We start from the raw sequence: 25,942 nt of genomic DNA, 5'->3' as shown, positions 1-25,942 counted from the left end.
AACTATGCGAAAAATTCTAATTGCATTTCTATTAATAAGTTTCATGGGAAATGCACAGACCAACTCCTATAAAATTTCATTTGAAAATGCCGTTCACCATGAAGCAAGGATCAATATCACATTTCCTGAAATTAAAACAAGCTCATTAAATATAAGGATGAGTCGCACCTCTCCCGGACGCTATGCCTTGCACGAATTCGCCAAGAACGTTTACGGATTTAAGGCCACCAACAGCCAGGGCAAAACAATTAAGGTGGTAAGGCCCGATCCCTATTCGTGGAAAGTAAGCGGCCATGACGGAACCATAAATATCGAATATACCCTTTTTGCCAATCGTGGTGACGGCACCTATTCACAGATAGATGAAACCCATGCTCACCTCAATATTCCGGCTACATTTATGTACGCAGAAGATCTTGAGCATCGCCCTGTTTTAGTGAATTTTGATGTTAGAGAAGACCTTGACTGGAAAATTGCCACACAGCTGAAGGAGGAAGCGGGCACCACCTACTCTGCTCCCGATCTTTATTATTTTATGGACAGCCCAACCGAAATAAGCAATTTTTCTATGAAGGAGTTCGATCTTGACGGGCAGGAAATAAGATTCGTATTACATCACCAGGGTACGGAAGAGGAATTCAGTGAATATTTTGATCAGGTAAAACGCATTGTGGAACAGGAAAAAGCCGTCTATGGGGAACTTCCCGATTTCGACTATGGAAAATATACATTTCTGGCCTGCTATATGCCTAATGCTTCAGGTGACGGGATGGAACATAGAAACAGCACTATTCTCACCAGTACGAGAAGCCTTGCTGAAGGCGGAATGAAAGGCAATATAGGTACAGTCGCACATGAATTCTTTCATGCATGGAACGTTGAAAGATTAAGGCCTGATGAGCTGGAGCCATTCGATTTCGCCGAAGCTAACATGACCGGCTCTCTCTGGTTTGCTGAAGGCTTTACCAGTTATTATACAGGGCTTATGCTCTGCAGAGCTAATGTAATTAGCCAGGAAGATTATATAAATGGCCTTTCAGGAACTTTTAATTACGTCTGGAATTCACCTGCTCTTGAGTATTTTAATCCTATTGAAATGAGCTACCAGGCTCCTTTTGTAGATGCCGCAACCTCAGTGGACCCGGTTAATCGGGAAAATACTTTTATTTCCTATTATTCCTATGGAAGCGTTCTGGGATTGGCTCTGGATCTATCCCTGAGGCAGCACGAGCTTAACCTTGATGATTTTATGGAATTGATGTGGAAGAAATATGGTAAAAGTGAAGTGGCATATAAAGTGGAAGACATCGAGGAAACCCTTAAGGAATATGCCGGCAAGCAATTCGCTTCAGAGTTCTTCAAAGCCCATATATACAGCAGCAAAAGACCTGATTATCAGAAATTGTTCGAATCGGTAGGGGTGAAAATTGAGCAAAAGACCAATAAGGATTATTTCGGAGCTTCCTTAAGACCTTCTGAAGAAGGATTGGAAATAATCAGGAATACCTTCAAAGGCAGTCCGGCCTATAAATCAGGACTGGATTCAGGAGATATCATCCTCAGTATAGATGGAAATGAGGTAAATACGATTGACGATTTTCAATCTGCTATCCAGACCAATGCATCCGGAAATATAAAGCTTGTTTTTAAGAGATTCGGAAAAGAGCAGGAAACTGCGCTGAGCTTGGAGACTAATCCAGCCTATTCCATTAGCCTGGACGAAGAAGCTCCAAAAAAAGCTTTAAAGAACAGAAAAAACTGGCTTGAACCTAAATAAATTAAAGCCCCAGCAGGTTTCCGAAATCTGTAGGTATAATAAAACATAAAAAAAGGCCTTTCTAATGAAAGGCCTTTTAATTTATATAATGATTTCTGAAGTTAATCGGCTAAAATGATCGCCTTATTATCCTTCATTTCAAGAACTCCTCCCTTGATAGTGTAATATAGAACGTTAGGTTCAGAACCAGATTTAAACGGACTCTCTTTGAATTTCACCTCATTCTGACTTCCGGCTGCAAGATTGATCTTAACATCACCTTCTGTTAAGGTAGAAACGATGGGAGCGTGATTGTTCAGCATCTGGAATTCACCATCGTGCCCTGGAACTTTTACCGCATCCACTTCAGCTCTAAATACTACTGCTTCAGGAGTTACTATCTCTAAATACATCTAAATTATTTTAAGATTCAGCAAGCATTTTCTCACCGGCTTCGATAGCCTCTTCAATTGTTCCTTTAAGGTTGAAGGCAGCTTCCGGGAGGTGATCCAATTCACCGTCCATGATCATATTGAAACCTTTGATAGTATCCTTGATATCTACAAGCACTCCTTTAAGACCAGTAAACTGCTCGGCAACGTGGAATGGCTGAGAAAGGAAACGCTGAACACGTCTTGCACGCGATACCGCAAGTTTATCTTCTTCAGAAAGTTCCTCCATACCAAGAATGGCAATAATATCCTGAAGTTCCTTATATCTTTGAAGTAACTCTTTTACTCTCTGAGCACAATCGTAATGCTCTTTCCCAAGAATGTCTGGAGTAAGAATCCTTGAAGTAGAATCCAAAGGATCCACCGCAGGATAAATACCAAGCTCGGCAATCTTACGTGAAAGTACAGTTGTTGCATCAAGGTGAGCAAAAGTTGTAGCCGGTGCAGGGTCGGTCAAGTCATCCGCAGGTACATAAACCGCCTGTACAGATGTAATAGACCCATTCTTTGTAGAAGTAATACGCTCCTGCATCGCACCCATCTCGGTTGCAAGTGTTGGCTGATAACCTACCGCTGAAGGCATACGTCCAAGAAGTGCAGACACCTCAGAACCTGCCTGGGTAAATCGGAAAATGTTATCTACGAAGAAAAGAACGTCTTTCCCCTGACCTTCTCCAGCACCATCACGGAAGAATTCCGCAATTGTAAGACCAGAAAGAGCCACACGAGCACGTGCTCCTGGAGGTTCGTTCATCTGTCCGAATACGAAGGTAGCCTTAGACTCCTTCATAGCCGATTTATCAACTTTCTTAAGATCCCATCCACCTTCTTCCATAGAGTGCATGAAATCATCACCGTATTTTATAATTCCAGATTCCAACATCTCTCTAAGAAGGTCGTTCCCCTCACGAGTACGTTCACCAACTCCTGCAAATACAGAAAGTCCACCGTGACCTTTCGCGATGTTGTTAATCAATTCCTGGATAAGTACTGTTTTACCAACTCCGGCACCTCCAAAAAGACCAATCTTACCACCTTTTGCATAAGGCTCAATAAGGTCAATTACTTTAATACCTGTAAAAAGTACTTCTGTAGACACAGATAGATCCTCAAATTTTGGTGCTTCACGGTGAATTGGAAGTCCGTCTTCTCCTGCTTTGGGAAGATTTCCTAATCCATCGATCGCATCTCCCACTACATTGAATAATCGCCCGTAAATATCTTTACCAATTGGCATTTGAATAGGGTTTCCGGTAGCAAGAACCTCAACTCCACGGCTAAGACCGTCGGTAGAATCCATAGAAACTGTTCTTACAACATCCTCACCAATGTGCGACTGCACCTCAAGGACCAAAGTAGAACCATCTTTTCTGGTAATTTCCAAAGAATCGTAGATCTTTGGCAGTTCAGCATTTTCTGAGTCGAACACAACGTCAACTACAGGACCAATAATCTGGGCAACTTTACCTGTGACTTTAGACATTTATCTAATTCTTTAATTTTTAATAAAATTCAAAAACCTATTTCCCTGATTTAAAATTTCCTAAACAAGAAACAGGTCATTTTCAGGCTGCAAAGATAAATTTTTCTGGCAAAAAACATATTGAAATTTTGAGAAGTTTTGATTGTTTCCCGATTCAGCTAAAAAGCTGATTTAAAAGCATCCAAAATTATAGATTCCTGCCCTTCAGAAATAAAAAAGCCTTCCCGGAATCGCAGGAAGGCCATATATATTGAACAACTTTAAGTTCTATTCTACAGTAACCGATTTTGCCAGGTTTCGTGGCTGATCCACATTCTTACCAAGCATAACAGCTATATGGTAAGAGAGCAATTGTAACGGTATAGTAGTCAACAAAGGAGTTAATGCTTCAATAGTTTCAGGCACTTCGATCACGTAATCTGCAAGCTCCCGAACTTCTTCGTCACCTTTAGTAACTACGGCGATAATCTTTCCTTTTCTTGATTTGATCTCCTGGATGTTACTCACAACTTTTTCATAATGACCTTTTTTAGTGGCAATTACCACAACCGGCATCTGCTCATCAATAAGAGCAATAGGACCATGCTTCATTTCGGCCGCAGGATAACCTTCAGCATGGATATAAGATATCTCCTTAAGTTTCAGAGCTCCTTCAAGAGCCACAGGGAAGTTATACCCTCTACCTAAATAAAGACAGTTAGGAGCATATCTATATTTATATGCGATCTCCTGGATCAAATTATCAGACTTCAACGCCTCCTTTACCTTTTCAGGAATTCTTTCCATTTCCTGTAAATGGAACTGAAAATCACTTTGAGAAATAGTTCCTTTGAATTTACCAAGTTTCAACGCGATAAGGGTTAAAACCGTGATCTGCGTGGTAAAAGCCTTGGTGGACGCCACCCCAATTTCGGGTCCGGCGTGAGTATATGCGCCCGCATTTGTCTCCCTTGAAATAGAAGAACCTACAACGTTACATACTCCAAAAGCGAAAGCGCCTTTTTCTTTGGCAAGTTTTATAGCCGCCATGGTATCAGCCGTCTCTCCACTCTGAGAGATGGCGATCACAACATCATTTTCTGAGATGATCGGGTTCCTGTAACGAAATTCAGAAGCATATTCAACTTCCACGGGAATCCGCGCAATGTCTTCGAAGATATATTCAGCAACAAGCCCTGCATGCCATGAAGTTCCACAAGCAACGATAATTATACGCTTTGCATTGGCAATACGCTCCATATTATCATCAACTCCGGCCATCCTGATAATACCTTTATCTGCCAGCATCCTGCCACGGTAGGTATCGCTTATCGCATTAGGCTGTTCATGTATTTCTTTCAACATGAAATGCTCGTAACCTCCTTTTTCTATCTGCTCAAGGTTCAGCTGAAGTTCCTGAACATAAGGATCTACCAGCGAATCATCCTTTATCTTTCTTACCCTTACATCCTTGTGTCTACGAACAACCGCCATTTCACCGTCTTCCAGGTAAATGGCATTGTTGGTAAATTCTATAAAAGGAGAAGCATCAGAAGCGACAAAGAATTCATCTTCTCCAACCCCAATAGCCAATGGACTTCCCAGTCTGGCTACTACGATCTCATCTGGCTTAGATTTATTGAAAACAGCTATGGCATAAGCGCCAACCGTTTGGTTCAATGCAATCTGAACAGCTTTTCCAAGCTTCACATTCTCTTTCTTGATAACATCCTCAATAAGATTCACCAAAACTTCGGTATCGGTATCACTCTTAAAAGTATATCCTCTTTTCTTAAGTTCCTTCTTAAGGGCATCGTAATTTTCAATAATTCCGTTATGGATAATTACAAGTTCCCCCGAATTAGAATAATGAGGATGAGAATTCACATCATTTGGCTCACCATGAGTGGCCCATCGCGTATGCCCTAGGCCCACTGTACCATCGGTGGAAATTTCACTTTCCAGGCGAGCCTTCAAATCGGCCACCTTGCCTTTGGTTTTACTCATTTTAAGGTCACTCCCATCAAAAAGTGCTATTCCCGCACTGTCATAACCTCTGTACTCCAGTCTCTGAAGTCCTTTTAAAACTATGGGATAGGCTTCCCTATGCCCAATATATCCAACAATTCCACACATAAATCCTTCTTATTAATAGTCGGTATAATAAATTCTCAATTTCAATCTTTTTTCTTCATCGGCGGCTTCATCTCCATACAGAATCGTGCCATAAGGACTCTGGGTAGTAGCACGAGGCACTCTTTCCAGATCTTCTATTCCTCTAACAGCCGAGGAGCCAGCATCATTAATATTCCCTGTCACCACCAGTCCAAGCTTAACATTTTCAGAATCCTCACTTAAAATGGACGCAACATGCTGGGTAATTCGTATTTTGTAAAAAACACCTCTTTCATCTTCACCTCTCTCCAGAGGAGCAGAGAAGATCGTCCTGGATAATTCAGGGTTGCTCTCATTGAAGGATGCGTCATTTTGATAATCTGCCAGAATAGAATTATTTTCAAGGTCATAGAGATATAATCTCTCCGGCTCAATGGCATCTCCCATCTCATCCTGGTTCACATAAAAAATAAGGTTAGCTTCATTAACGAGCCAGTCGTTCTGCCGTAGCTCTTCTAATACTGTAGGATCGGGGAAGATATCTATAATAGCCATACTTCCTTCCTGACCCATCAAATAAAGATTATCGGCTTCAGCTGGAGTTTCGATTGCTTCTAAAATTTCCTGCGGAAATTCACCTGAATAGGTATTAAACCTGTTACCTCCGGAAAAATTAAGGTCTAAACTACCTCTTCTTTGCACTGTTTCACCCTCATCATCTATCTCATAACTATAATAAAGAGTTATTTTGGCATCACTATTAGAAAGATTAAAGAGAATCTGCGATCCTTCAGTCCCATTGTCTTCAGCCTTAATAAAAAGACTCCTGAAATAATTCTTGAAATTATTATTATTTAAAAGCTCATCGCTCCCCTCTTTATCTATGATCTTTCGCTGAAAATAACTTACCGGAAGCTTAATATACAGGGCCGGAGCATTTGTAATAGTATCACTAGCACCGGAATCGGCAACCTCGTAGGTCTCAAAAGAACTGGAAGAAGGCTCAAAACTATCGTCAACATATAAGGCTTCTCCCACTATATTTTCTTCGATCTCAGGTTGCTGATCTGAATAATATTTCTGTCTTTCCTCGAACCCGGCGTTTGGATCCAGGTCGTTAAGAAAATATGAAGTTTCATATACGGAAAGTTTGAAGGAACCCTCTCCAAAAACCGAATCAAGTACATATTCTACGTTCTCATCATTACCGGCTGATTCAGCCTCAGAAGAGAAATAAGGTATTCTCAGCACCACACTATCCAATTGAGTGTTATCTCCAAAATCAGGATCATTGCGTCCCAGATTTACCTGAGTAACGATACTTGCGGTACTTTCACCGTATACCGGATTCTTGTTTACTCCAAGAAAATAATTGAAAAGATTATTGGTCTGGATGGAATTGATCTTTTTAGAAGAAGCGTTTACATCAACTTCCCTTAATTCCACATTGGTGGGATTATTTATTATTTCTCCTCCAATATCGGTGTAGTCTTCGTCACATCCTACAAAAGCGAAAACAACAACCAGGACGGTCGTTATTTGTAACAATCCTTTTAACTTCATTTAATGTTTTTACTTACTATTCAGACAATACTTTAGTTGTGTAAAAATCCTGATAAGCCTGAGAGAAATTTTCTTTTTCGGTAAACGGAAGAACTGGTTTATTTAATTTATCTATGTATTTCTTCAAATCTTCAGGTACCTCATCCCCACCCAGGACCACAGCATCAGAATTATCAACAGCTGTTTTTAACAGGTTGACAAAAGTAGGGCTTTTTAAATGTTTAACACTAGAATTTTCCAGTCCGTCAAACAAGACCTTCTTATGCATGGTCTCATCTAACGTTCCTTCAAAACTTTGATTGTAAACCGAGGTAACAATTTTGGAATTTTTAAAAAGAGGCTCATTCCCGTAATAATTCCTTAGATATAATGGAAGCAGGGAAGAAAGCCATCCATGAACATGGATGATATCAGGCGACCAGTTAAGTTTTTTAACGGTTTCAATCACTCCTTTAGCAAAGAATATGGCTCGCTCATCATTATCAGAGAAGAGATTTCCATCTTCATCTGTCAGTGTCGCCTTCCTTTTAAAGTAATCTTCATTATCTATAAAATAAACCTGCATTCTTTCCTTTGGAATAGAGGCCACCTTAATAATAAGCGGCATATCCAGATCGTTTATCACCAGGTTCATCCCCGAAAGCCGTATTACTTCATGAAGCTGATGCCTGCGTTCGTTGATGTTTCCAAACCTGGGCATAAAAATCCTTATCTGACCTCCAAGGTTATTAACCATTTTGGCAGCTTCAAAAGATGTTGATGAGATATCGGTTTCAGGTAAGTAGGGTATAACTTCAGATGAGACGTATAATACTCTCTTATCTTTCATAAATTCTTTGCTTTAGTTGCGTTTCGGAATAAAAAACACGCAAAATTACAAAATTTTATGCAGATTGCCAGAGATATATTAAGTTTGCACGCTGTTAATTTTATAATAAAATGCAGGTTTTTAGGGAGAAAGAAGAAGTCAAAAAGGCCATTCAGAAAGCGAAATCTGAAGGTCGGAGCATTGGATTGGTCCCTACCATGGGTGCATTGCACGAAGGGCATCTTTCTCTGGTCGAGAATGCGATCAAGGAAACCGATCAGGTGATAGTAAGCATTTTCGTTAATCCCACACAGTTTGACAATCCCGAAGACCTCGAGAAATATCCCCGAACTCCGGATCAGGATCTGCAGCTCCTGGCCGACCGTTTTTCGAATATCTGGGTCTTTTTCCCAGAGGCGCAGGAGCTCTATGGAAATGAAATACTTTCTGAAAATTTCGATTTCGACGGATTGGAAACGGTGATGGAAGGCAAGTATCGAAGCGGACATTTTGACGGTGTGGGTACGGTAGTAAAACACCTTTTTGAGACCATTACTCCGCATAAGGCTTTTTTTGGAGAAAAAGATTTTCAGCAACTTCAAATAATTAGAAAACTAACCCATAAAACCGGTTTACCCGTAGAGATCGTTGGCTGCCCTATTTTGAGAGAGGATTCCGGACTTGCAAGGTCTTCCAGAAACGAACGTCTAAGTAGCCAAAACAGGGAAAAAGCTGCCTTTATCTATGAAACCCTTAAAGAAGTTCAGGGGCTATTTGGCACAGAAAGTGCAGAATATATAGAGAAGTGGGTAAAGGAACGATTTGAAGATCACCCCTATTTAAAACTGGAGTACTTTGAGATCGCCGATGCCCAGACATTAAAGAAGATAAACCGGAAACAAAGTGGAAATCAGTATCGGGCTTTTATCGCCGCTTATGCCGGAGATATTAGGCTCATTGATAATATTGCCCTAGATAATTAAATTAAAACATGCAGGTTCACGTAGTAAAATCAAAAATTCATCGTGTAAAAGTAACAGGTGCCGATTTAAATTATATTGGCAGCGTTACAATAGACGAAGACCTTATGGATGCCGCCAACATTATTGAAGGAGAAAAGGTTCAGATCGTCAACAACAATAATGGGGAGAGGCTGGAAACTTATGTAATTCCAGGTCCCAGAAACTCTGGTGAGATCACCCTGAACGGGGCCGCAGCCAGAAAAGTTGCCAAAGGAGACGTGCTTATCATTATCGCCTATGGAATTATGGAAATAGAAGAAGCCAAAAACTTTAAACCTTCTCTGGTATTTCCCGACGAAGAAACCAATTTACTGAAATAGCTTCTGTGAATAAAAAACTAACCAGGATATTAAAGATCAGTATTCCCCTTTTATTGGGGATTTTTTTGATCTGGTATTCCCTGGAAAGTTCAACTCCTGAAGAAAGAGAGAATTTATGGCAAAGTATTCTGGAAGCCAACAAATTCTGGATCCTGGTGTCTTTTGTCATGGGAACACTCTCTCACCTGTCCCGCGCCTATAGATGGAAATACATGCTGGAGCCCATGGGCCATAAAACCTCGTTTGCTAATAGGTTTATGGCCGTTATGGCCGCTTATCTGGCTAACTTCGGAATTCCAAGATCCGGGGAGGTGTTACGAGCCGTTACCATGTCTACCTATGAAGACGTCCCGTTTGAGAAAGGATTCGGAACTATTATATCCGAAAGAGTTGCAGACCTGTTGATCTTAATGCTTATTGTGGGAAGCGCTCTTTTGTTCCAAACAGATGATCTGCTGGCCTATCTGAAAGATCAAAACATCAACCCCCTTTATACTTTTTTCATTTTCATAGGCCTGGTAGGTATCATTATCCTTGGATTGAACCTTGTGAGAACTTCCAGCTGGTTACCCTTTAAAAAACTAAAAAAGCTGGCAAAGGGGCTACTGGAAGGGATGAAGAGTATCTTAAAGATGAAGCAGAAATGGGCTTTTATCTTCCATACTATTTTTATCTGGACCGCCTATTTGATCATGTTCTTCGTAATAAAACTGAGTATCCCTGAAACCATAGATACCTCATTACAAACAATCATGGCAGCATTTGTAGTAGGCTCATTTGCGGTTTCGGCCACAAATGGAGGAATTGGAGTTTATCCGCTTGCCGTAGGCGGTGTATTGATGTTTTTCGGGGTAGAGAAACATGGAGCCGAAGCCTTCGGATGGATCTCATGGGCCACTCAAACCGCTGTGGTACTGCTATTTGGAGCTTTGTCCTTTATTTTCCTTCCCCTTTTAAACAATAGGAAATAATTATATATTGTAGGTCCGAATCAATACTACACCTATGAAAAGATTATTACCTCTAATGGCAATATTATTGCCGTTATTAACCTACGCACAGATCAAGTACGAGAGTATTTCTTCAGAAAAACTCGGAGAGACCAGACAGATCAAAATTCAGCTTCCGCGAAATTATGATGAGAACACCGAAAAGAGATACCCTGTTGTGGTGGTGCTGGACGGTGATTATTTGTTTGAACCGGTGGCCGGAATGATAGATTATTATTCATACTGGGACGAAGTGCCCGAAATGATCGTGGTGGGAATTAACCAGGACGGAGTAAGAATAGATGACACCGCCTATGCAGAAAACAATTTCCTGCCTGTTGAAAAAGGTGCTAAGTTCTTCGAATTCCTTGGGATGGAATTACTGGCCCAGATGGATCAGAAGTATCGAACCGCGAATTTCAGAATTATAGTAGGCCACGACTTCACCTCTAATTTTATCAATTATTACCTGTTAAAACCCAACCCCATTTTCCAGGGTTACATCAATCTTAGTCCGGATTTCGCTCCTGAAATGGCTAACAGGATTGTCACGGCTCTGAACACTGCCGAAAGCAGGAAGTGGTTCTACCTGGCTACCGCAAGCGACGATATTCCCGCTTTAAAGGAGGGGATCCTGGGACTTGATAACCAGTTAAAGAATCTCCAGAACGAAAATGTTGATTACAAATTCGACAATTTCCCGGACGCTACACATTATTCTTTAGTGGGTAAGGCCATTCCCTCTGCCATTGAGAGCATGTTCAGCATCTATAGTCCTATTTCCAGAAAGGACTATAACGAGATCCTGCTTCAGACTTCGGTTTCACCTTCAGAATATCTTGCTGAGAAGTACAATTCCATAAAAGAATTGTACGGCATTGAGCGACAGATAAGCGTTAATGATTTCCTAGCGGTTTATAATGCCATTGAGAAGACCAGGAACTGGGAGGAATATAAGCCTCTTTATAAAATGGCTAATGATCATCATCCCGGCACTATGCTAGGCACTTTCTTTGAAGCGCGCTATGAGGAGGAAACCGGAAATCCCAAACGTGCCATGCGCATCTATCAGAATGCATACGGCCAGCAGAACATTGCATTTCTGAATACAGATTTTATGCTTGAAAAAGCCGAAGCGATTAAAAAAGATTTCGGTTATTAGCATAAAATTGAAAAGCTAGTATGGCTAAGGTCAAGACCACTTTTTATTGTCAGAAATGCGGCGCACAATATTCCAAATGGCAGGGAAAATGTAATTCCTGTGGCGACTGGAATACGATTGTGGAGGAACTTATTCAGAAAGCCTATCCAAAAGACTGGAAGACCTCTGCAAAAAAGGAGGCTAAAAAGGCATCAAAACCGCTCCTTATTGCCGAAATAGAAAACGGCCCACAGAACCGGATGAATACCGGTAATAATGAACTGGACAGGGTACTGGGAGGAGGCCTTGTCCCCGGATCTTTGACCTTACTTGGAGGAGAGCCGGGAATTGGAAAAAGTACTCTGCTGCTTCAGATCTCCCTGGGGCTGAAATATCGAGTTCTGTACGTCTCGGGAGAAGAAAGTCAGCAACAGATAAAAATGCGGGCAGAAAGGATAAATCCCAATCCCGCTAACTGTTTTATCCTTACCGAAACAAAGACCCAGAATATTTTCCGACAGGTAGAAGAAGTGGAACCGGAAGTAGTGATTATCGACTCCATCCAGACCCTTCATAGCGATTATATAGAAAGTTCCCCGGGTAGTATTTCTCAAATCAGAGAATGCACCGCAGAACTCATAAAATTTGCCAAGGAGAGTAATACTCCTGTCCTGCTGATAGGCCATATAACTAAAGAAGGAAGCATTGCCGGACCAAAAGTACTGGAACATATGGTGGACACCGTACTTCAGTTTGAGGGAGACAGGAACCATGTTTATCGTATACTCAGAGCTCATAAGAACAGGTTTGGTTCCACCCATGAACTTGGGATCTACGAGATGCAGGGCAGCGGATTAAGGGAAGTTACGAATCCTTCAGAAATTCTTATCTCCAAGAATGAAGAAGACCTGAGTGGTACTGCCATAGCTTCAACTCTGGAGGGAATGCGCCCCCTGATGATCGAGATCCAGGCACTTGTAAGTACAGCGGTGTATGGAACACCCCAGCGATCCACCACCGGTTATAACGCCAAAAGACTGAACATGCTTTTAGCCGTGCTGGAGAAAAGAGCAGGTTTCAGGCTTGGAGCCAAAGATGTCTTTCTAAATGTGACGGGGGGGATCACAGTAGACGACCCGGCAATAGATCTAGCCGTGATCGCAGCGATTCTTTCTTCTAATGAAGATATTTCTCTGGAAAAAGACACCTGTTTCGCTGCCGAAGTTGGTCTCGCAGGAGAGATAAGACCGGTAACCCGTGTGGAGCAACGTATCCTGGAGGCTGAAAAATTAGGCTTTGCCTCGATCATGGTTTCCAACCAAAGCAAAATCCCCAAAAATAATTTTCAAATCCGCATCATACGCGTAGCCAAAATCGAAGATGTGGTAAGCCATCTTTTTGGGTAAAATGGCATAATTGCTGCGTATATTTATCTCAATTTGAGACTTGTATGCGATCAACCAGGCTAATTTGCTTCTTTTTCAGTTTTTTTATCCTTTCCTGCTCACAGCTTGAGAAGGCAGAAGATCTTATTAAAGGTCTTTCGGAAAAAGAAAAGTATCAAAAGGAGCAGAATATTTCAGATGAGATCTTCCAGATCTGGGAAGCGAGAGTTGAAAAGGCGCTTCAGGACAGCATAGAAATAGAATTACCTTATTCCGAAAGCGGAGAACTAAAACCCAGGAGTTTTAATATCTATTCTTATGAAACCTACCTCATGCCCGGCGAGGTAGTGGAAGCCACTATGAAAACAGATAGTAATTCCACGTTAATCTTTTCTTCCCTTTATAAAAAGATCCCCGGGGCTACCAATGAATTTGAGGAAATTGCCTCCGGCGAAGCAGAACAGAAATACCTGAAATTTGAAATAGAGGAAAAAGGGCTATATAAACTTATACTGCAGCCCGAAATTGAAGCTCATACAGGTTTTAATATTCAGATACAGAAAACTCCCGCCTATATGTTTCCGGTGGTCAATGGCAGTAATTCCGATATCGGCAGTTACTGGGGTGATATACGTGATGGCGGAAGAAGGAATCACCAGGGTATCGATATTTTTGCTGAGAGAGGTACTCCCGTAATCGCTGCGACTTCTGGCAGAGTGGGGTTTACCGGTGAAAAGGGACTTGGAGGAAAACAAGTCTGGCTAAGAGACAGTAAAAGAAGGCTCTCTTTGTATTATGCCCACCTTGACAGCATAAAACCGGATTTAAAAAGGGTACAGGCCGGGGACACTCTAGGTTTTGTTGGTAACACCGGAAATGCGAGAACCACCCCTCCGCATTTACATTTCGGAATTTACAAAAGAAGATACGGAGCACTTGATCCCTTAGGTTTTGTATATCAGACCGAAGAGCTAGAAAAAACTACGGAAACAGACCCTGAATTTGCATCCCGGTTAATAGTAAATTCTCAAAAGGCCAATTTCCGGAATAAACCTGCTTCCAGTAATTCCGAAATACTAAAAACCGGAAAATTTGGTGAACTTTTACAGGTACAGGGAAAAACGGCCGACTGGTTTCATGTAAGAGACAGCCTGGACCGTTCCATGTTTATTCACGAGAGCCTGGTAAGATCAGCTTACTAAGGAGCAGGGTTTGGGATCGAATTGTGGATCTCATCGATCTCCTTAAGGATCTCTTCTGAAAGTTCCACGTTAATACTGTCTATATTCTCCTTTAGCTGATCCATAGTGGTAGCACCAATAATATTGCTGCTTACAAATGCTTGCTGATTCACAAATGCCAGGGCAAGATGGGTTAAGCTCAAACCATGTTTATCTGCCAACTTTTTGTATCTCCGGGTTGCTTCCAACGCTTCTTCATTAGAATATCTCTGGTACTGAGGAAAAAGATCCAACCTGCTGTTTTTCTGGATTCCATCAAGATGTTTCCCGGTAAGCGTTCCCATACCCAAAGGTGAATATGGCAGAAGACCAACCTTTTCCCGAAGACATACTTCCGTGAGACCAATCTCATCTTTACGATTCAAAAGATTATAAGGATTCTGAACACTAACCACTCTGGGCAGATCATTCTTACTCTCTTCCAGAAAACGCATGAGTCCGAAAGGAGTTTCATTGGAAAGGCCAATATATCCTATTTTCCCCTGCTGAATGAACTGTTTCAGATTTTCAAGCACTTCCTTAAAGTTATCCTCCCATTCCTCATCATGATCATGTTCATATCCAAGCTGCCCGAAATAGTTCGTATTCCTCTCCGGCCAGTGAAGCTGGTAAAGGTCTATATAATCTGTTTGTAATCTTTCAAGACTATTATGGATAGCATCTTCAATTGCCTTTTTATGGAACCCAAGATCAGGTCTAATATGAGAAACCATTTCTGCAGGACCGGCTACCTTGGAAGCGATCACCACCTCGTCCCTCCTGCCGGTCTTTTTTAACCAGCTTCCAATGATCTTTTCGGTACTACCCTGGGTTTCCGGTCTGGCCGGTACGCTATACATTTCGGCCGTATCTATAAAATTCACCCCTCTATCCAGGGCATATTCTATCTGTTCATGGCCTTCTGATTCTGTATTTTGCTGTCCCCAGGTCATTGAGCCCAGGCATATTTTACTTACTTCAAGATCTGTGTTCGGCAGTTTTGTATACTTCATCAATTATTCAATTTCATTTAGAACCCTTGTTATCTCATCCAATTTGGGAGTAAGAATAACTTCGATTCTTCTGTTTTTCGCTCTTCCTGTTTCAGAATCATTGGAAGCCACAGGAGCATATTCACCCCTTCCGGCAGCTGTTAGATTCTGTGGATCTATATTCGAATTTTCTCTCAATATCTGTACGATTGCAGTCGCTCTTTTGGTGGAAAGGTCCCAGTTATCCTTTAGCTGACCGCTTCCGCCGTAAGGAACATTATCGGTATGACCTTCTATCAACACAGCAATATCAGGATTTTGGGCAAGCACAGATCCAAGTTGCTGAACGGCCTTTCTTCCTTCAGAATTAACTGCCCAGCTACCTGAATCGAACAGTAGTTTATTTTCCATAGAAACATACACCTTCCCATCTCGCTGCTCCACACTAAGACCTTTGCCTTCAAAATTGGTAAGTGCATTGGAAACGGCTTCCCTGAGCGCATTCATTTTGGCATCTTTCGCTGCGATCACACTTTCCAGTTCATCTATTCTTTGTGACCTCACAGCAAGATCCTTTTCGAGCTTTTCCAGCCTGTTCTTTTCCTGTATCAGAGCTGCTTCCTTCTCATCCAATTGGGCTAATAGTTCCCTGTTCTGTCTTGAATTTTCGGCTATTGCAGCAGAACTGTTCTGCTCCAGGGCATCATAAGATTCTTCAAGACTCTCATAGTTATTTCTGAGCGTATTCAGCTTTTGCATAAGATCATTACGCTCTGTAGTGATGGTCTCGTAATCGGTACGAAGACCGGAAAGTTCCTTTTTAAGTTCCTCGTCTGTACGCCTGAATTCTTCAAGCTCACTACTCATTTCACGGTTATCGCGTTGTAAAGCCGCATTTCTGCTCTCCAGCTCATCATATTTCTTGGCCGAAACACAGGAATTCAGTACTAACAAGCCTGCTAAAAAAAATAATGCTTTTATTTTCATAATAATGATTTATTCGATTTCTACTAGAACGGGACAATGATCACTATGGTATGCTTCTGGTAAGATAACCGCTCTTTTAAGACGATCTTTCATCGAATCGGCCACCAGATTATAATCTATTCTCCAGCCTTTATTATTATTTCTTGCGTTTGCACGATAACTCCACCAGGAATATTGATGCGGTTCATCGTTGAAGTGCCTGAAAGAATCAATGAAGCCACTATTTTTCATGAAACCGTCTATCCAGGCTCTTTCTTCGGGCAGGAAACCGGATACATTCTTGAGTCTTACCGGGTCGTGAATATCTATTGCTTCATGACAAATATTGTAATCACCACAGATGATGAGATTGGGAATTTCCTGCTTCAATTCATCAATATATTCCTGAAAATCGTCCATGAACATGAACTTATGCTCCAGGCGTTTGATATTTGTACCGGAAGGCAGGTACAGACTCATTACCGAAAAATCTTCAAAATCGGCACGAATATTACGCCCTTCATGGTCCATATAATCGATGCCGGTGCCATATTCCACATTTTTAGGTTCGTGTTTGCTAAGGATAGCTACACCGGAATATCCCTTTTTCTGAGCCGGATGCCAGTAATGATACGGATAACCCGCTTTCTCAAATTCTTCAAGGTCCAGTTGCTCGGGATGAGCCTTGATCTCCTGAATACATACTATATCTGGATTAGCCTGCTGAAGCCAGTCTAAAAAACCTTTACGTATGGCGGCACGAATACCGTTAACGTTATAGGAAATAATGGTCATAAAATTTCAAATTTCCCCAAAAATAAGGCTATCTGAACTAAATACAAGTCCATTTGATATTATAAGAAGAAAAATTGGAAAGTGCTCTGAGGAAAGCCTACTTAACAATAAAGCGGACGACTTTACCAACCTTCCTCGTACCAACTCTAAGCAGATAAACCCCACGGGCTGCATAAGACATATCCAGTTCGTAGACATAACCATCACCATCATTGAATAGCTGATTTTCAATCATCTTCTGCCCCACTAAATTATGCACGGTTATCCTGAGAGGTTCATCAAAACTCGTTTCCATGATCACCCTGTACTGCCTATCCCTATCAGGCTCTGTAACCACGCGAAGATCGGCCTCATTAAGAATGAAATCTTCAATATCAAGGGTACTGTCAATAACGTTTACTGAATAATCATGTGTGGTGCCATATTGCATTACCGAACAGGGATCGTCAAGATCACCATCATAACGGGTATCCCCGGCCCGTATTCTCAATAAATGCTGACCTAACGGAGCATCATCAGGAATATTGAAATCGAAAGAAAGCCAGGTATTATCCTCGGTAATCACTTCAGAATTTATCAGGCGTTCGTCATCGTCAAATACACCGTTATCATCAAAATCTATCCACATGGAGAATTTTTCAGCATCCTCCTCGGCAAAATAAGATTGTACGCTTACTGTAAATTCGCTCTGAGACCTGTCCAGATCGGTTGATTCTCCAATAAAATCGATATACCCGTTTCCACAGGGGATGCGCTCATTCAGGATATCACCGAGTTCAAAATAAGAAATACCATCCCCAAAGGAACAGTCAGAATCTTCAGGTATACAATTTAGATTGGCTACAGACTTAGTCTTTGAATCATTAGATGGATCAAAATCGTCTTCAAGGCTTGTTCTTGCAGTAATTCTATACCGTCCCGATGGACCAAGATCAGCGCTTTCATTGAAAGTATAGACCGCCTGTTCTCCCACTGGAAGTACCTGGTTAAAGACCTCTCTTACCGGAGTATTATTTCCAATCTGGTAACTCACGGGAATATTTTGCTGGGGCTGCCCACCAAAATTTTCCAGGGTTATGGTCACTACTTCAGTATCGCCAAGGCTTTGATCGGTTTCCGGAGCATCAATAGAAGTTACTCCTACATCTCGAGGCGGCAGGTTCTTAACCTCTTCTTCGATACTATCATTGTTCGGATTAGTATCATTTTCAAGAAGCGTTGAAACGCTAATACTATAAATCTCTCCAACTTCAGATAGGTCTGCTGTCTGGTCAAACGTGAATTCGGCAAAGCTGGACTCGGCAATCGTACCTTCAAAAGTTTCAGTTATCTCGGGACCACCATTGATACTGTAGCTAACATCAAAATCAGATTGCGCATTAGTTCCAAAGTTTCTTATACGAACACTTATCACCTCATTAGTGGTTAATGTGGCATCTTGAGGGGTGAGCAATGCGGTCACTCCCAGATCATTTGGTTCATCTGCGGCTATCCTGAAAACACCTACTCTATTAACCCGTTCCACACCCTGAAAAACTTCCCCGTTATGCCAGAAGGTAACCCCGTCAACAGGATCTATACTCAAATGAGCATAATCTCCATATCTGGAATTAGGATTAGGGCTCTCACCCTCATAGATAGATTGCTCCTCGAGGGTCATCTGGCCTAAAGGATCATTCACAAAACGACCTGTATAGCGAAGCGAAGGAAAAACAGGATCTGCCGGACTATCGTCCAGCACCGTATATCCAAGACCTATATTACCTCGTGCATCTATTCCAATACTGCCGCTGAACCTGTCCCGTTTATCGGGAGCATAGGTGCCTTCCTGGTAAACACTCCAGGGCTCCCCATCCTTTTGTTGCCTTAGCTCATACCACCTTATTCCGGCATGTTCTGCAGCAGTAGGGTCTACATCCACCACAAAATTCATTACCACTGAGTTATGTGTGGAAAATCTCCTGTACTGGGTCATATACATCATGGTCGCCTGAAGCGCATCCACATCCGAAGCGTCTCCCGGCTGGGCAAGATTGGAAAAAGAGCCTCCGTCAAAGGTTGCGATAAAAGGGGATACTCCGCTGGCCGATGCCAGTTCCTGACTTTCCGAGATCGTGGAAGTAGCGAGATCGTTCCAGTCAACATTGATCAGCCATATCTTTAAATGATCTTCATTCACACCGGCCCAGGCATCATCCTGCATAAATACAATGGGTGAATTCCCTGGAGGAGGGAGATCGCTACCCACCGTCTGAAAACCTGCCGGGCTGTAAAACCCATTGGTTTCAATCCCAGGCAGGGGAAACGAAACTATTCTGGCCGTTTCTCCCTGAAGCATTCTGTCCCTTTCAACCACATAGACTACCGGATTTTCATCGGCAGTTCTTGAATTTTTATTGGTAGTAATATAATAACCATCCCCCCAGACCGACATTTTAGGATAATCCGGCAGGACGCCATTGGTAGTAAACCTATAAGTATACCATCCGTCGTTTACAGGATCGGGTCCCTGGGAGACAGCTATAAGAAAACTTTCCGGTGAATCACTAAACTGACTTATAATATATCTGTTTGCCGCCTGATCATACACAACAATCGGATCTCCAAGAACCTCTCCTTCAAACTCCCCTCCTATACTTGCCAGAGAGGCAGGTGGTACTATCTGGTTTCCACTTTTATCCCATATTGAAAAAGCAGAATTCCACGCGTTTAAATAGTGATTGGGTCCCACAACTCCCGTAGGATCGGTGGGAGTTGACCTTGAAACAGCAGCATCAAAGTTTAAAATGGGTGTTCTCGCTTTTATCTCCCCCATTTTACTTTGCAGTGCGGCGTCAGTAGTTTTAGGAAGCCCTTTACCGGGTACCACCCTGTTGATCCCTCTGTTACGGGGATTGTAAATTTTAAAATGGGTCGATGGCGGGACTAGTTTACCTTTTGTAAGAGAACCGGATAGAACAGCCCTGGCAGAATCAATAAATACAGGCCCGGCTTTCTCATGCTTTTGAGCAAAAGTATTAAGATGAAAAAGCACACCGATAGTAAAAAGGAAAAGTAATTTTTTCATCATGTAGGGATCTGCTTCAATGATTCTTTAAAAATAGGCAATCTTGTATTAATCCAAATAAAAAAGGCAATCAATAAATCAATTGCCTTTCATAAAAAATTCATAAATTATTGGTATTAGGACTATTATGAAAAGTCTTTCATCCAGGTCTTAAAATCGGTTTCCTTCCGTATTAGACTTTCCAGCTCACTAACAGAAACTCTCTTTTGCTCCATACTATCACGAAATCTAACAGTAACCGAGTTATCTTCAAGTGATTCATGGTCTACGGTAATACATAACGGAGTACCTGCAGCATCCTGACGGCGGTACCTTCTTCCAATAGCATCTTTTTCGTCATACTGAACCTTAAAGTCCCATTTAAGGTCATCAACTATCTTTTGAGCCATTTCGGGAAGGCCATCCTTTTTCACCAATGGAAGTACCGCAGCCTTGGTTGGCGCAAGTACGGCTGGTAACTTAAGTACTGTTCTTGTATTCCCGTCTTCAAGCTCTTCTTCTTTTAGCGAAGCCGAAAGCACCGCTAAAAACATTCTGTCCAGCCCGATCGAGGTTTCTATCACATAAGGCACATAGTTTTCCTTCAGCTCAGGATCGTAGAACCTTAATTTCTTTCCTGAAAATTCCTCATGAGCTTTCAGATCAAAATCCGTTCTTGAGTGAATTCCTTCAAGTTCTTTGAAGCCGAATGGAAAATCGAATTCTATATCGGCCGCGGCATTGGCATAGTGAGCCAGTTTTTCATGGTCGTGGAAACGATAGTTCTCTTCTCCAAGCCCCAGTGATTTATGCCATTTTAAGCGTGCTTCCTTCCACTTTTCATACCATTCCAGTTCTTCTCCGGGGCGCACAAAGAATTGCATCTCCATCTGTTCGAATTCCCGCATCCTGAAAATGAACTGTCTTGCAACGATCTCATTTCTGAAAGCTTTTCCTATCTGAGCAATCCCAAAAGGGATCTTCATTCTTCCTGTCTTCTGAACATTCAAAAAGTTCACGAATATCCCCTGAGCAGTTTCAGGACGAAGGTATAATTGAGTGGCTGAATCGGCCGAAGCTCCCAGTTTGGTACCAAACATCAGGTTGAATTGCCTTACCTCAGTCCAGTTCTTTGAGCCTGTCTCAGGATCGGCGATCTCCAATTCTTTGATTAGGGCTTTTACATCAGCAAGGTCCTCATTAGTAAGAGAACGTGCCAGGCGTTCCAGGATCTCTTTTCGATCCCCAAGATATCTTTTTACCCGCGGATTGGTTTCCCTGTACATCTCCTCATCAAAGTCATCCCCGAATCGCTTTTTGGCCTTAGCGATCTCCTTTTCGGCCTTCTGCAATAATTTCTCGGCATGATCTTCCACCAGGACATCTGCGCGATAACGTTTTTTAGAGTCCTTATTATCGATCAATGGATCGTTAAAAGCATCTACGTGACCAGAAGCTTTCCAGGTAGTAGGATGCATCAGGATCGCAGCATCTATCCCCACGATGTTCTGATGCAACTGCGTCATGCTTCTCCACCAGTATTCCTTGATGTTATTCTTTAATTCTGCTCCGTTCTGCCCATAATCATAAACGGCACTAAGTCCGTCATAGATTTCACTGGATGCGAAAATGTATCCATACTCTTTAGCATGGGAGATTACGTTCTTAAAAAGATCTTCTTGTTTTGCCATGGCGCAAAAATAAAAAAACCGCCCTGATTTATATCAAGGCGGCCCTCAAATTATAATATTAGGATTAATCTAAACTAAAACTAGCCGTTCCCAGAAGAATAGCATCGTTATAGACATACACTTTATAATTGCCTTCCAGCAATCTATCTTCTATCGTATTAGCAAGTATACATACATCCAGCTCTTCATTCTCATAATATACTTTAGAAGCGGCACTGTAGACCATGGTTCCGCCTTCATGCTGCACCACGATCTCGTCCCCTACAAGTTCATTTTCGGGATTATAAACCTGAACGTACATATTTTTCTCTCCAGATTCAGCCAGTTCATTGGCTGTTAAAGTGAAACAGGTCCTTATCTGGTCTACTCTTCTGTTATTATCATTTTCAACCAGTTTTCCACTGTTCCTTACTATCACACCTCCCCCTGAAAGGCTGGTCACTTTTAATCTCGATGCCTTATCAACCTTTGTTGAAAGACTCTGATTGGTAGTTTTTAAAGAATCAGATAGCCTGGTACGTTCCTGAAGGGCCACACTGGTACTGTCAAGAGAAGAAGTGAGCTGCTGGTTCTGGGCACTTAAACTGTCCACTACTCGGAACAATCTGTCCTTTTCTTCTTTAAGGTTTCCGATCTCCCTTCGGTATCGGGAAATAAGCACAAGGTTAGCTTCATTATCCTTAACAGAATCAAGCAACCTTGAGATACGGTCCCGTGCATTGACCAGGTCCTGATCCATGATCTCATTCTCCTCAATAGCCTCATCATATTTTACGATAAGCTCATTGAGTTCGTCTTCGATCACAGCCTTTTCCTTTTGAAGGATCTCTTTATTTTCTTTTTCCTCATTATAGAATTTAATGGTATAAATACTAAGCGCGACCAGGGCTACAGCAAGAATACCGGTTAAAACCTTCAATGCGGTATTGTTTTTCTTTTCTGTCATCATAAGTATAATTAACTATATTTAGTTTGTAAATTTATATGTTTAGAAAGCTAAGATACAAGCCCTTAACAAATGTTTCACGATTTCGTTAATCTTCTTTATCCTCCGGTGTGTCACATTTGCGAAGCTGCCTTATTAAAAAATGAACAATTAATTTGTACTTCCTGCCTCCATGACCTACCCGTTACCAGGTACCATCTTGATAACGAGAACCCTGTAAAAAAAGTATTTTATGGCCGCGTAAAGATAAAAAATGCAACGGCTTTAATGCATTTTCGCAAAAAAGCCGGGGTGCAGCGCCTTATTCACGATCTTAAATACAGAGGACACCGGGAGATAGGCAGCTATCTGGGAAAATGGCTGGGAGAAGAGCTATCTGCCGTTTCAGCATATCAGGATATTGACCTGGTTATCCCCGTACCTCTTCATAAAACCAAATTGAAGCAGAGAGGTTTCAATCAGGTAGAGGATTTTGGAAAGGAAATAGCGAAATCCATACATGCAGAATATTGTGATAAAATTCTGCTGAAGATCAGTAAGACCCAATCCCAGACTTTTAAGGACAGACTATCTCGCTGGGGCAGACTCGAGGAAACACTGGATATAAAGAACCCCGAAAAAGCTATAAATAAGCATATTCTAATAGTTGACGATCTGGTCACCACCGGGGCCACGCTGGAAGCCTGTGCACATAAGCTTTTGGAAATCCCAGGTGTAGAACTTAGCGTGGCTACCATGGCAATTACCGATTAAGCTTTGCTTTGTAATTCAAAATAATCGTTTCTTTGCTAAAAGTTTTCATCTTCTATGAAAAAAAAGGTACCCGGTTTTATAGTTGTCCTTATTTTACTGCTTACCCTGGTTCAGTGTGCCAAGAAGGGAATGCCCGAGGGTGGTCCTATAGACGAAGAACCTCCTAAATTCATAAAGGCGAATCCTGAAAATTATACTACCAATTTCGATGCGGAGGAAATAAGGATCTTTTTTGATGAATATATCAAGCTGGACAAACCTCAGCAACAGATCATAGTATCACCTCCCATGGATCCCAAGCCTAATATCATGCCCCTGGGAACAGCGAGGAAAGATGTAAAAATTGAGATTTTTGACACTCTTGAAGAAAATACTACCTATACGATCAACTTCGGAAAAAGCATCGTAGATAACAACGAAGGTAATCCCTTTGATTATTTCAAATATGTATTCTCCACCGGTGACTATATTGACTCTCTGGCAGTTTCCGGAACTGTTAAAGACGCCAGTCTGAAAGCCCCTAAGGAGCCCGTTACAGTGATGCTCTATGAAGTTGATACGGCTTTTATCGATTCTATCGTATTCAAAGAAACACCAAGATATGTAACTTATTCCCAGGACAGTACTTTTACCTTTTCGCTCGAAAATCTCAAGGAGGGAACCTACAGAATGGTGGGCATTATGGATAAGAACTCCAATTATCTCTATAATCCAAAAAGTGAAAAGATAGGCTTTGTTGAGCAGAGCATTACGATACCGACTGACAGTTCTTATGAGATCACGGTATTTAAAGAAGAACTGGAATTTGCACCCAAACGACCCGCTTATTTTAAGGGAAATCAGATCCTTTTTGGTTACGATGGGAGTCCGGATCTGGATAGCCTCTCCATAAATTTACTCAACCCTAAACCTGAAGGCTTCAGGTCCAGAGTGGTAAAGGACCCTAAGACCGACACTTTATATTACTGGTATAATATCAAACCCGAATCTGATAGCCTTTCGTTCGAGGTTGCAACGCCCAGGACACGGGATACTCTTTATGCAAGACTAAGTACACTGGACAGGGATTCCCTAACGGTCTCTACCGATGGTGGTGGAATGAACGAAGATTTCAAATTCAAAGCCAACACGCCTATTATAGATTACCGTGAAGATCTGGTGAAAATCCTTGATCAGGATTCGGCAGAGGTGCCCTTCACGACCTCTTTTTACCCAATGCGTAACGAGATCCGGGTTCAGTTTGAAAAGACTCCCGCAAACCGTTACCAGATCACTGCATTGCCTGGCGCTATTACCGATCTTTTTGAGGAAACCAACGATACGATCAGACAAAATGTTAGGACCAAGGCACTTTCAGACTATGGAACCATCATCCTTAATTTTCAGAATATTGAGGCATTCCCAATAATTGTTCAGTTAACCGACACTAAAGGAAAGGTACTTTCAGAACAATATTCAGAAAACTCAGGCAGCTTCAATTTCCAGTTCCTGCAGCCGGGGAATTATCTTGTTCGTGTGATCTTTGACAGCAACGAAAATCAAAAATGGGATACTGGAAATTACCTTAAAAAGAAACAGCCCGAACAGATCAAATATTTCTCAGACACTCTCGAAGTGCGTGCAAACTGGGATATCAACCAGGCTATAATTCTAGATTAAATTTATCCCTGTCCTGAAGGAATTTAAGTTTATTCCTTGTCTCATACAGGCTCTCCTTATCAAGGGTTATTTCAGCAGTGAATTCATCTTCCCTGTTTAGCTCGGTGAGTTCGTTACCCAGCACATCATAGGCTGCGGAATGTCCATTATATACATACCCATCACCATCTATACCGGTACGATTAAGGCCTACACAGTAGCACATATTTTCAATCGCCCGGGCCTTCAATAGAGCATCCCAGGCATTTACCCTTTTCTCGGGCCAGTTGGCGACATAGATCAAAAGATCGTAGTCTTCGGTGTTTCGTGCCCAAACCGGGAAACGCAGGTCATAACAGATAAGCGGGCAGATCTTCCAGTCCTTGTATTCAACTATAAGCCGTTCTTTACCGGCAGCATAGGTTTCATCTTCCTTTGCCAGCGTAAAAGTGTGTCTTTTATCATAGAGCTTATATGAACCATCCGGATACACAAAAAATAAGCGGTTATAGTAATTGCCATTTTCAGTTATTATCACACTTCCGGTAACAGCCGCATTTTTTGCCCTGGCTTTCTCCTTTAGCCAATCCAGAGTTTTGGATTCGGTAGGTTCAGCCAGCTTTTCAGCATTCATACTGAATCCCGTGGTGAACATTTCCGGCAAAATAATAAGATCCACATCGCTGGAAAGCTTATTTATTTCTTCTGAAAAAAGGCTTCTGTTGGCTTCAGGATCTTCCCATTCAAGGTTGGCCTGAATGAACGCAATGTTTAGTTTCTGACTCATATTCAAAAATATCGATTTTGAATGAGCAATGCCAAATACTTGTTAAATGATTGGAGAAAAACTGTTGAATAAATAGTTTTATAAGGCTAAAATGA

The 25,942-nt window shown here is 41.7% G+C and carries 21 protein-coding genes; 9 read left to right on the top strand and 12 right to left on the bottom strand.

Annotated features, from left to right (window positions below):
• Nucleotides 1-4: 4 nt before the first annotated feature.
• On the top strand, nt 5-1,777 hold the full coding sequence (locus EZJ28_RS00225; protein ID WP_131393674.1) for a M61 family metallopeptidase: 1,773 nt from the start codon (nt 5-7) through the stop codon (nt 1,775-1,777).
• A 101-nt stretch (nt 1,778-1,878) separates the two neighbouring features.
• Here the strand turns inward: EZJ28_RS00225 and EZJ28_RS00220 are convergent, their stop codons facing one another.
• The 5 genes from EZJ28_RS00220 to EZJ28_RS00200 form a co-directional block, all read right to left on the bottom strand.
• Nucleotides 1,879-2,169: a F0F1 ATP synthase subunit epsilon gene (locus tag EZJ28_RS00220; RefSeq protein ID WP_131393672.1), complete on the bottom strand. Its 291-nt coding sequence runs from the start codon at nt 2,167-2,169 to the stop codon at nt 1,879-1,881.
• A gap of 10 nt (nt 2,170-2,179) precedes the next feature.
• A complete protein-coding gene (gene atpD / locus EZJ28_RS00215; RefSeq protein WP_131393670.1) occupies nt 2,180-3,691 on the bottom strand; it encodes a F0F1 ATP synthase subunit beta in 1,512 nt (503 codons plus the stop codon).
• A gap of 267 nt (nt 3,692-3,958) precedes the next feature.
• The gene (gene glmS / locus EZJ28_RS00210; protein WP_131393668.1) at nt 3,959-5,806 is read right to left on the bottom strand and encodes a glutamine--fructose-6-phosphate transaminase (isomerizing); all 1,848 of its coding nucleotides are present in this window, start codon (nt 5,804-5,806) and stop codon (nt 3,959-3,961) included.
• Nucleotides 5,807-5,818: 12 nt separating this feature from the next.
• A complete protein-coding gene (locus EZJ28_RS00205; RefSeq protein WP_131393666.1) occupies nt 5,819-7,348 on the bottom strand; it encodes a DUF4270 domain-containing protein in 1,530 nt (509 codons plus the stop codon).
• Between the two features lie 16 nt (nt 7,349-7,364).
• Entirely contained in the window at nt 7,365-8,177 is an 813-nt protein-coding gene (locus EZJ28_RS00200; protein WP_131393663.1) for a glycogen/starch synthase, read from the bottom strand.
• A gap of 110 nt (nt 8,178-8,287) precedes the next feature.
• Here EZJ28_RS00200 and panC point away from each other — a divergent pair, with 110 nt between their 5' ends.
• The 6 genes from panC to EZJ28_RS00170 are packed head-to-tail and all read left to right on the top strand — an operon-like array spanning nt 8,288 to nt 14,215.
• Nucleotides 8,288-9,139 (top strand): pantoate--beta-alanine ligase, encoded by an 852-nt coding sequence (gene panC / locus EZJ28_RS00195; RefSeq protein ID WP_131393661.1) that lies wholly within the window; start codon nt 8,288-8,290, stop codon nt 9,137-9,139.
• An 8-nt stretch (nt 9,140-9,147) separates the two neighbouring features.
• Entirely contained in the window at nt 9,148-9,498 is a 351-nt protein-coding gene (gene panD, locus EZJ28_RS00190) for an aspartate 1-decarboxylase (RefSeq protein WP_131393659.1), read from the top strand.
• Nucleotides 9,499-9,503: 5 nt separating this feature from the next.
• Nucleotides 9,504-10,469, top strand: coding sequence for a lysylphosphatidylglycerol synthase transmembrane domain-containing protein (locus EZJ28_RS00185; RefSeq protein WP_131393657.1), 966 nt, complete (start codon nt 9,504-9,506; stop codon nt 10,467-10,469).
• Between the two features lie 34 nt (nt 10,470-10,503).
• On the top strand, nt 10,504-11,649 hold the full coding sequence (locus EZJ28_RS00180) for an alpha/beta hydrolase (RefSeq protein WP_131393655.1): 1,146 nt from the start codon (nt 10,504-10,506) through the stop codon (nt 11,647-11,649).
• Between the two features lie 20 nt (nt 11,650-11,669).
• The gene (radA, locus tag EZJ28_RS00175; RefSeq protein WP_131393653.1) at nt 11,670-13,034 is read left to right on the top strand and encodes a DNA repair protein RadA; all 1,365 of its coding nucleotides are present in this window, start codon (nt 11,670-11,672) and stop codon (nt 13,032-13,034) included.
• Nucleotides 13,035-13,078: 44 nt separating this feature from the next.
• On the top strand, nt 13,079-14,215 hold the full coding sequence (locus EZJ28_RS00170) for a M23 family metallopeptidase (RefSeq protein ID WP_131393651.1): 1,137 nt from the start codon (nt 13,079-13,081) through the stop codon (nt 14,213-14,215).
• On the opposite strand, the gene EZJ28_RS00165 is transcribed toward EZJ28_RS00170, so the two are convergent.
• From EZJ28_RS00165 to EZJ28_RS00140, 6 genes are all read right to left on the bottom strand, one after another.
• The gene (locus tag EZJ28_RS00165) at nt 14,212-15,246 is read right to left on the bottom strand and encodes an NADP(H)-dependent aldo-keto reductase (protein ID WP_131393649.1); all 1,035 of its coding nucleotides are present in this window, start codon (nt 15,244-15,246) and stop codon (nt 14,212-14,214) included. The genes EZJ28_RS00170 and EZJ28_RS00165 overlap by 4 nt on opposite strands.
• Nucleotides 15,247-15,249: 3 nt before the next feature.
• Entirely contained in the window at nt 15,250-16,212 is a 963-nt protein-coding gene (locus EZJ28_RS00160) for an OmpA family protein (RefSeq protein WP_131393647.1), read from the bottom strand.
• A gap of 9 nt (nt 16,213-16,221) precedes the next feature.
• Nucleotides 16,222-16,986: an exodeoxyribonuclease III gene (locus tag EZJ28_RS00155; RefSeq protein WP_131393645.1), complete on the bottom strand. Its 765-nt coding sequence runs from the start codon at nt 16,984-16,986 to the stop codon at nt 16,222-16,224.
• 97 nt (nt 16,987-17,083) lie between these two features.
• A complete protein-coding gene (locus EZJ28_RS00150; RefSeq protein WP_131393643.1) occupies nt 17,084-20,056 on the bottom strand; it encodes a T9SS type A sorting domain-containing protein in 2,973 nt (990 codons plus the stop codon).
• A gap of 122 nt (nt 20,057-20,178) precedes the next feature.
• Nucleotides 20,179-21,723 carry a glycine--tRNA ligase gene (locus EZJ28_RS00145; protein ID WP_131393641.1) on the bottom strand — a complete coding sequence of 515 codons (1,545 nt, stop codon included), beginning with the start codon at nt 21,721-21,723 and terminating at the stop codon, nt 20,179-20,181.
• Nucleotides 21,724-21,787: 64 nt separating this feature from the next.
• Nucleotides 21,788-22,672: a hypothetical protein gene (locus EZJ28_RS00140; RefSeq protein WP_131393639.1), complete on the bottom strand. Its 885-nt coding sequence runs from the start codon at nt 22,670-22,672 to the stop codon at nt 21,788-21,790.
• 69 nt (nt 22,673-22,741) lie between these two features.
• Here EZJ28_RS00140 and EZJ28_RS00135 point away from each other — a divergent pair, with 69 nt between their 5' ends.
• Together EZJ28_RS00135 and EZJ28_RS00130 are read left to right on the top strand one after the other, a co-directional pair.
• Nucleotides 22,742-23,422 carry a ComF family protein gene (locus tag EZJ28_RS00135; RefSeq protein ID WP_131393637.1) on the top strand — a complete coding sequence of 227 codons (681 nt, stop codon included), beginning with the start codon at nt 22,742-22,744 and terminating at the stop codon, nt 23,420-23,422.
• Nucleotides 23,423-23,476: 54 nt separating this feature from the next.
• Nucleotides 23,477-25,081 carry an Ig-like domain-containing protein gene (locus tag EZJ28_RS00130; RefSeq protein ID WP_131393635.1) on the top strand — a complete coding sequence of 535 codons (1,605 nt, stop codon included), beginning with the start codon at nt 23,477-23,479 and terminating at the stop codon, nt 25,079-25,081.
• Here EZJ28_RS00130 and EZJ28_RS00125 read toward each other — a convergent pair.
• Nucleotides 25,065-25,847: an amidohydrolase gene (locus tag EZJ28_RS00125; RefSeq protein WP_131393633.1), complete on the bottom strand. Its 783-nt coding sequence runs from the start codon at nt 25,845-25,847 to the stop codon at nt 25,065-25,067. The genes EZJ28_RS00130 and EZJ28_RS00125 overlap by 17 nt on opposite strands.
• Nucleotides 25,848-25,942: the final 95 nt, after the last annotated feature.

The organism is Gramella sp. KN1008, assembly GCF_004332155.1.
Lineage (GTDB): Bacteria > Bacteroidota > Bacteroidia > Flavobacteriales > Flavobacteriaceae > Christiangramia.
Note: the sequence above shows the minus strand (reverse complement) of the source record. Positions and strands in the feature narration are given on the sequence as shown.

Excerpts from the sequence above, each read along its gene's own strand:
- EZJ28_RS00225 (WP_131393674.1), top strand. The coding sequence starts at position 5 with ATGCGAAAAATTCTAATTGCATTTCTATTAATAAGTTTCATGGGAAAT.
- EZJ28_RS00220 (WP_131393672.1), bottom strand. The coding sequence starts at position 2,169 with ATGTATTTAGAGATAGTAACTCCTGAAGCAGTAGTATTTAGAGCTGAA.
- atpD (WP_131393670.1), bottom strand. The coding sequence starts at position 3,691 with ATGTCTAAAGTCACAGGTAAAGTTGCCCAGATTATTGGTCCTGTAGTT.
- glmS (WP_131393668.1), bottom strand. The coding sequence starts at position 5,806 with ATGTGTGGAATTGTTGGATATATTGGGCATAGGGAAGCCTATCCCATA.
- EZJ28_RS00205 (WP_131393666.1), bottom strand. The coding sequence starts at position 7,348 with ATGAAGTTAAAAGGATTGTTACAAATAACGACCGTCCTGGTTGTTGTT.
- EZJ28_RS00200 (WP_131393663.1), bottom strand. The coding sequence starts at position 8,177 with ATGAAAGATAAGAGAGTATTATACGTCTCATCTGAAGTTATACCCTAC.
- panC (WP_131393661.1), top strand. The coding sequence starts at position 8,288 with ATGCAGGTTTTTAGGGAGAAAGAAGAAGTCAAAAAGGCCATTCAGAAA.
- panD (WP_131393659.1), top strand. The coding sequence starts at position 9,148 with ATGCAGGTTCACGTAGTAAAATCAAAAATTCATCGTGTAAAAGTAACA.
- EZJ28_RS00180 (WP_131393655.1), top strand. The coding sequence starts at position 10,504 with ATGAAAAGATTATTACCTCTAATGGCAATATTATTGCCGTTATTAACC.
- radA (WP_131393653.1), top strand. The coding sequence starts at position 11,670 with ATGGCTAAGGTCAAGACCACTTTTTATTGTCAGAAATGCGGCGCACAA.
- EZJ28_RS00170 (WP_131393651.1), top strand. The coding sequence starts at position 13,079 with ATGCGATCAACCAGGCTAATTTGCTTCTTTTTCAGTTTTTTTATCCTT.
- EZJ28_RS00165 (WP_131393649.1), bottom strand. The coding sequence starts at position 15,246 with ATGAAGTATACAAAACTGCCGAACACAGATCTTGAAGTAAGTAAAATA.
- EZJ28_RS00160 (WP_131393647.1), bottom strand. The coding sequence starts at position 16,212 with ATGAAAATAAAAGCATTATTTTTTTTAGCAGGCTTGTTAGTACTGAAT.
- EZJ28_RS00155 (WP_131393645.1), bottom strand. The coding sequence starts at position 16,986 with ATGACCATTATTTCCTATAACGTTAACGGTATTCGTGCCGCCATACGT.
- EZJ28_RS00150 (WP_131393643.1), bottom strand. The coding sequence starts at position 20,056 with ATGATGAAAAAATTACTTTTCCTTTTTACTATCGGTGTGCTTTTTCAT.
- EZJ28_RS00145 (WP_131393641.1), bottom strand. The coding sequence starts at position 21,723 with ATGGCAAAACAAGAAGATCTTTTTAAGAACGTAATCTCCCATGCTAAA.
- EZJ28_RS00140 (WP_131393639.1), bottom strand. The coding sequence starts at position 22,672 with ATGATGACAGAAAAGAAAAACAATACCGCATTGAAGGTTTTAACCGGT.
- EZJ28_RS00135 (WP_131393637.1), top strand. The coding sequence starts at position 22,742 with ATGTTTCACGATTTCGTTAATCTTCTTTATCCTCCGGTGTGTCACATT.
- EZJ28_RS00130 (WP_131393635.1), top strand. The coding sequence starts at position 23,477 with ATGAAAAAAAAGGTACCCGGTTTTATAGTTGTCCTTATTTTACTGCTT.
- EZJ28_RS00125 (WP_131393633.1), bottom strand. The coding sequence starts at position 25,847 with ATGAGTCAGAAACTAAACATTGCGTTCATTCAGGCCAACCTTGAATGG.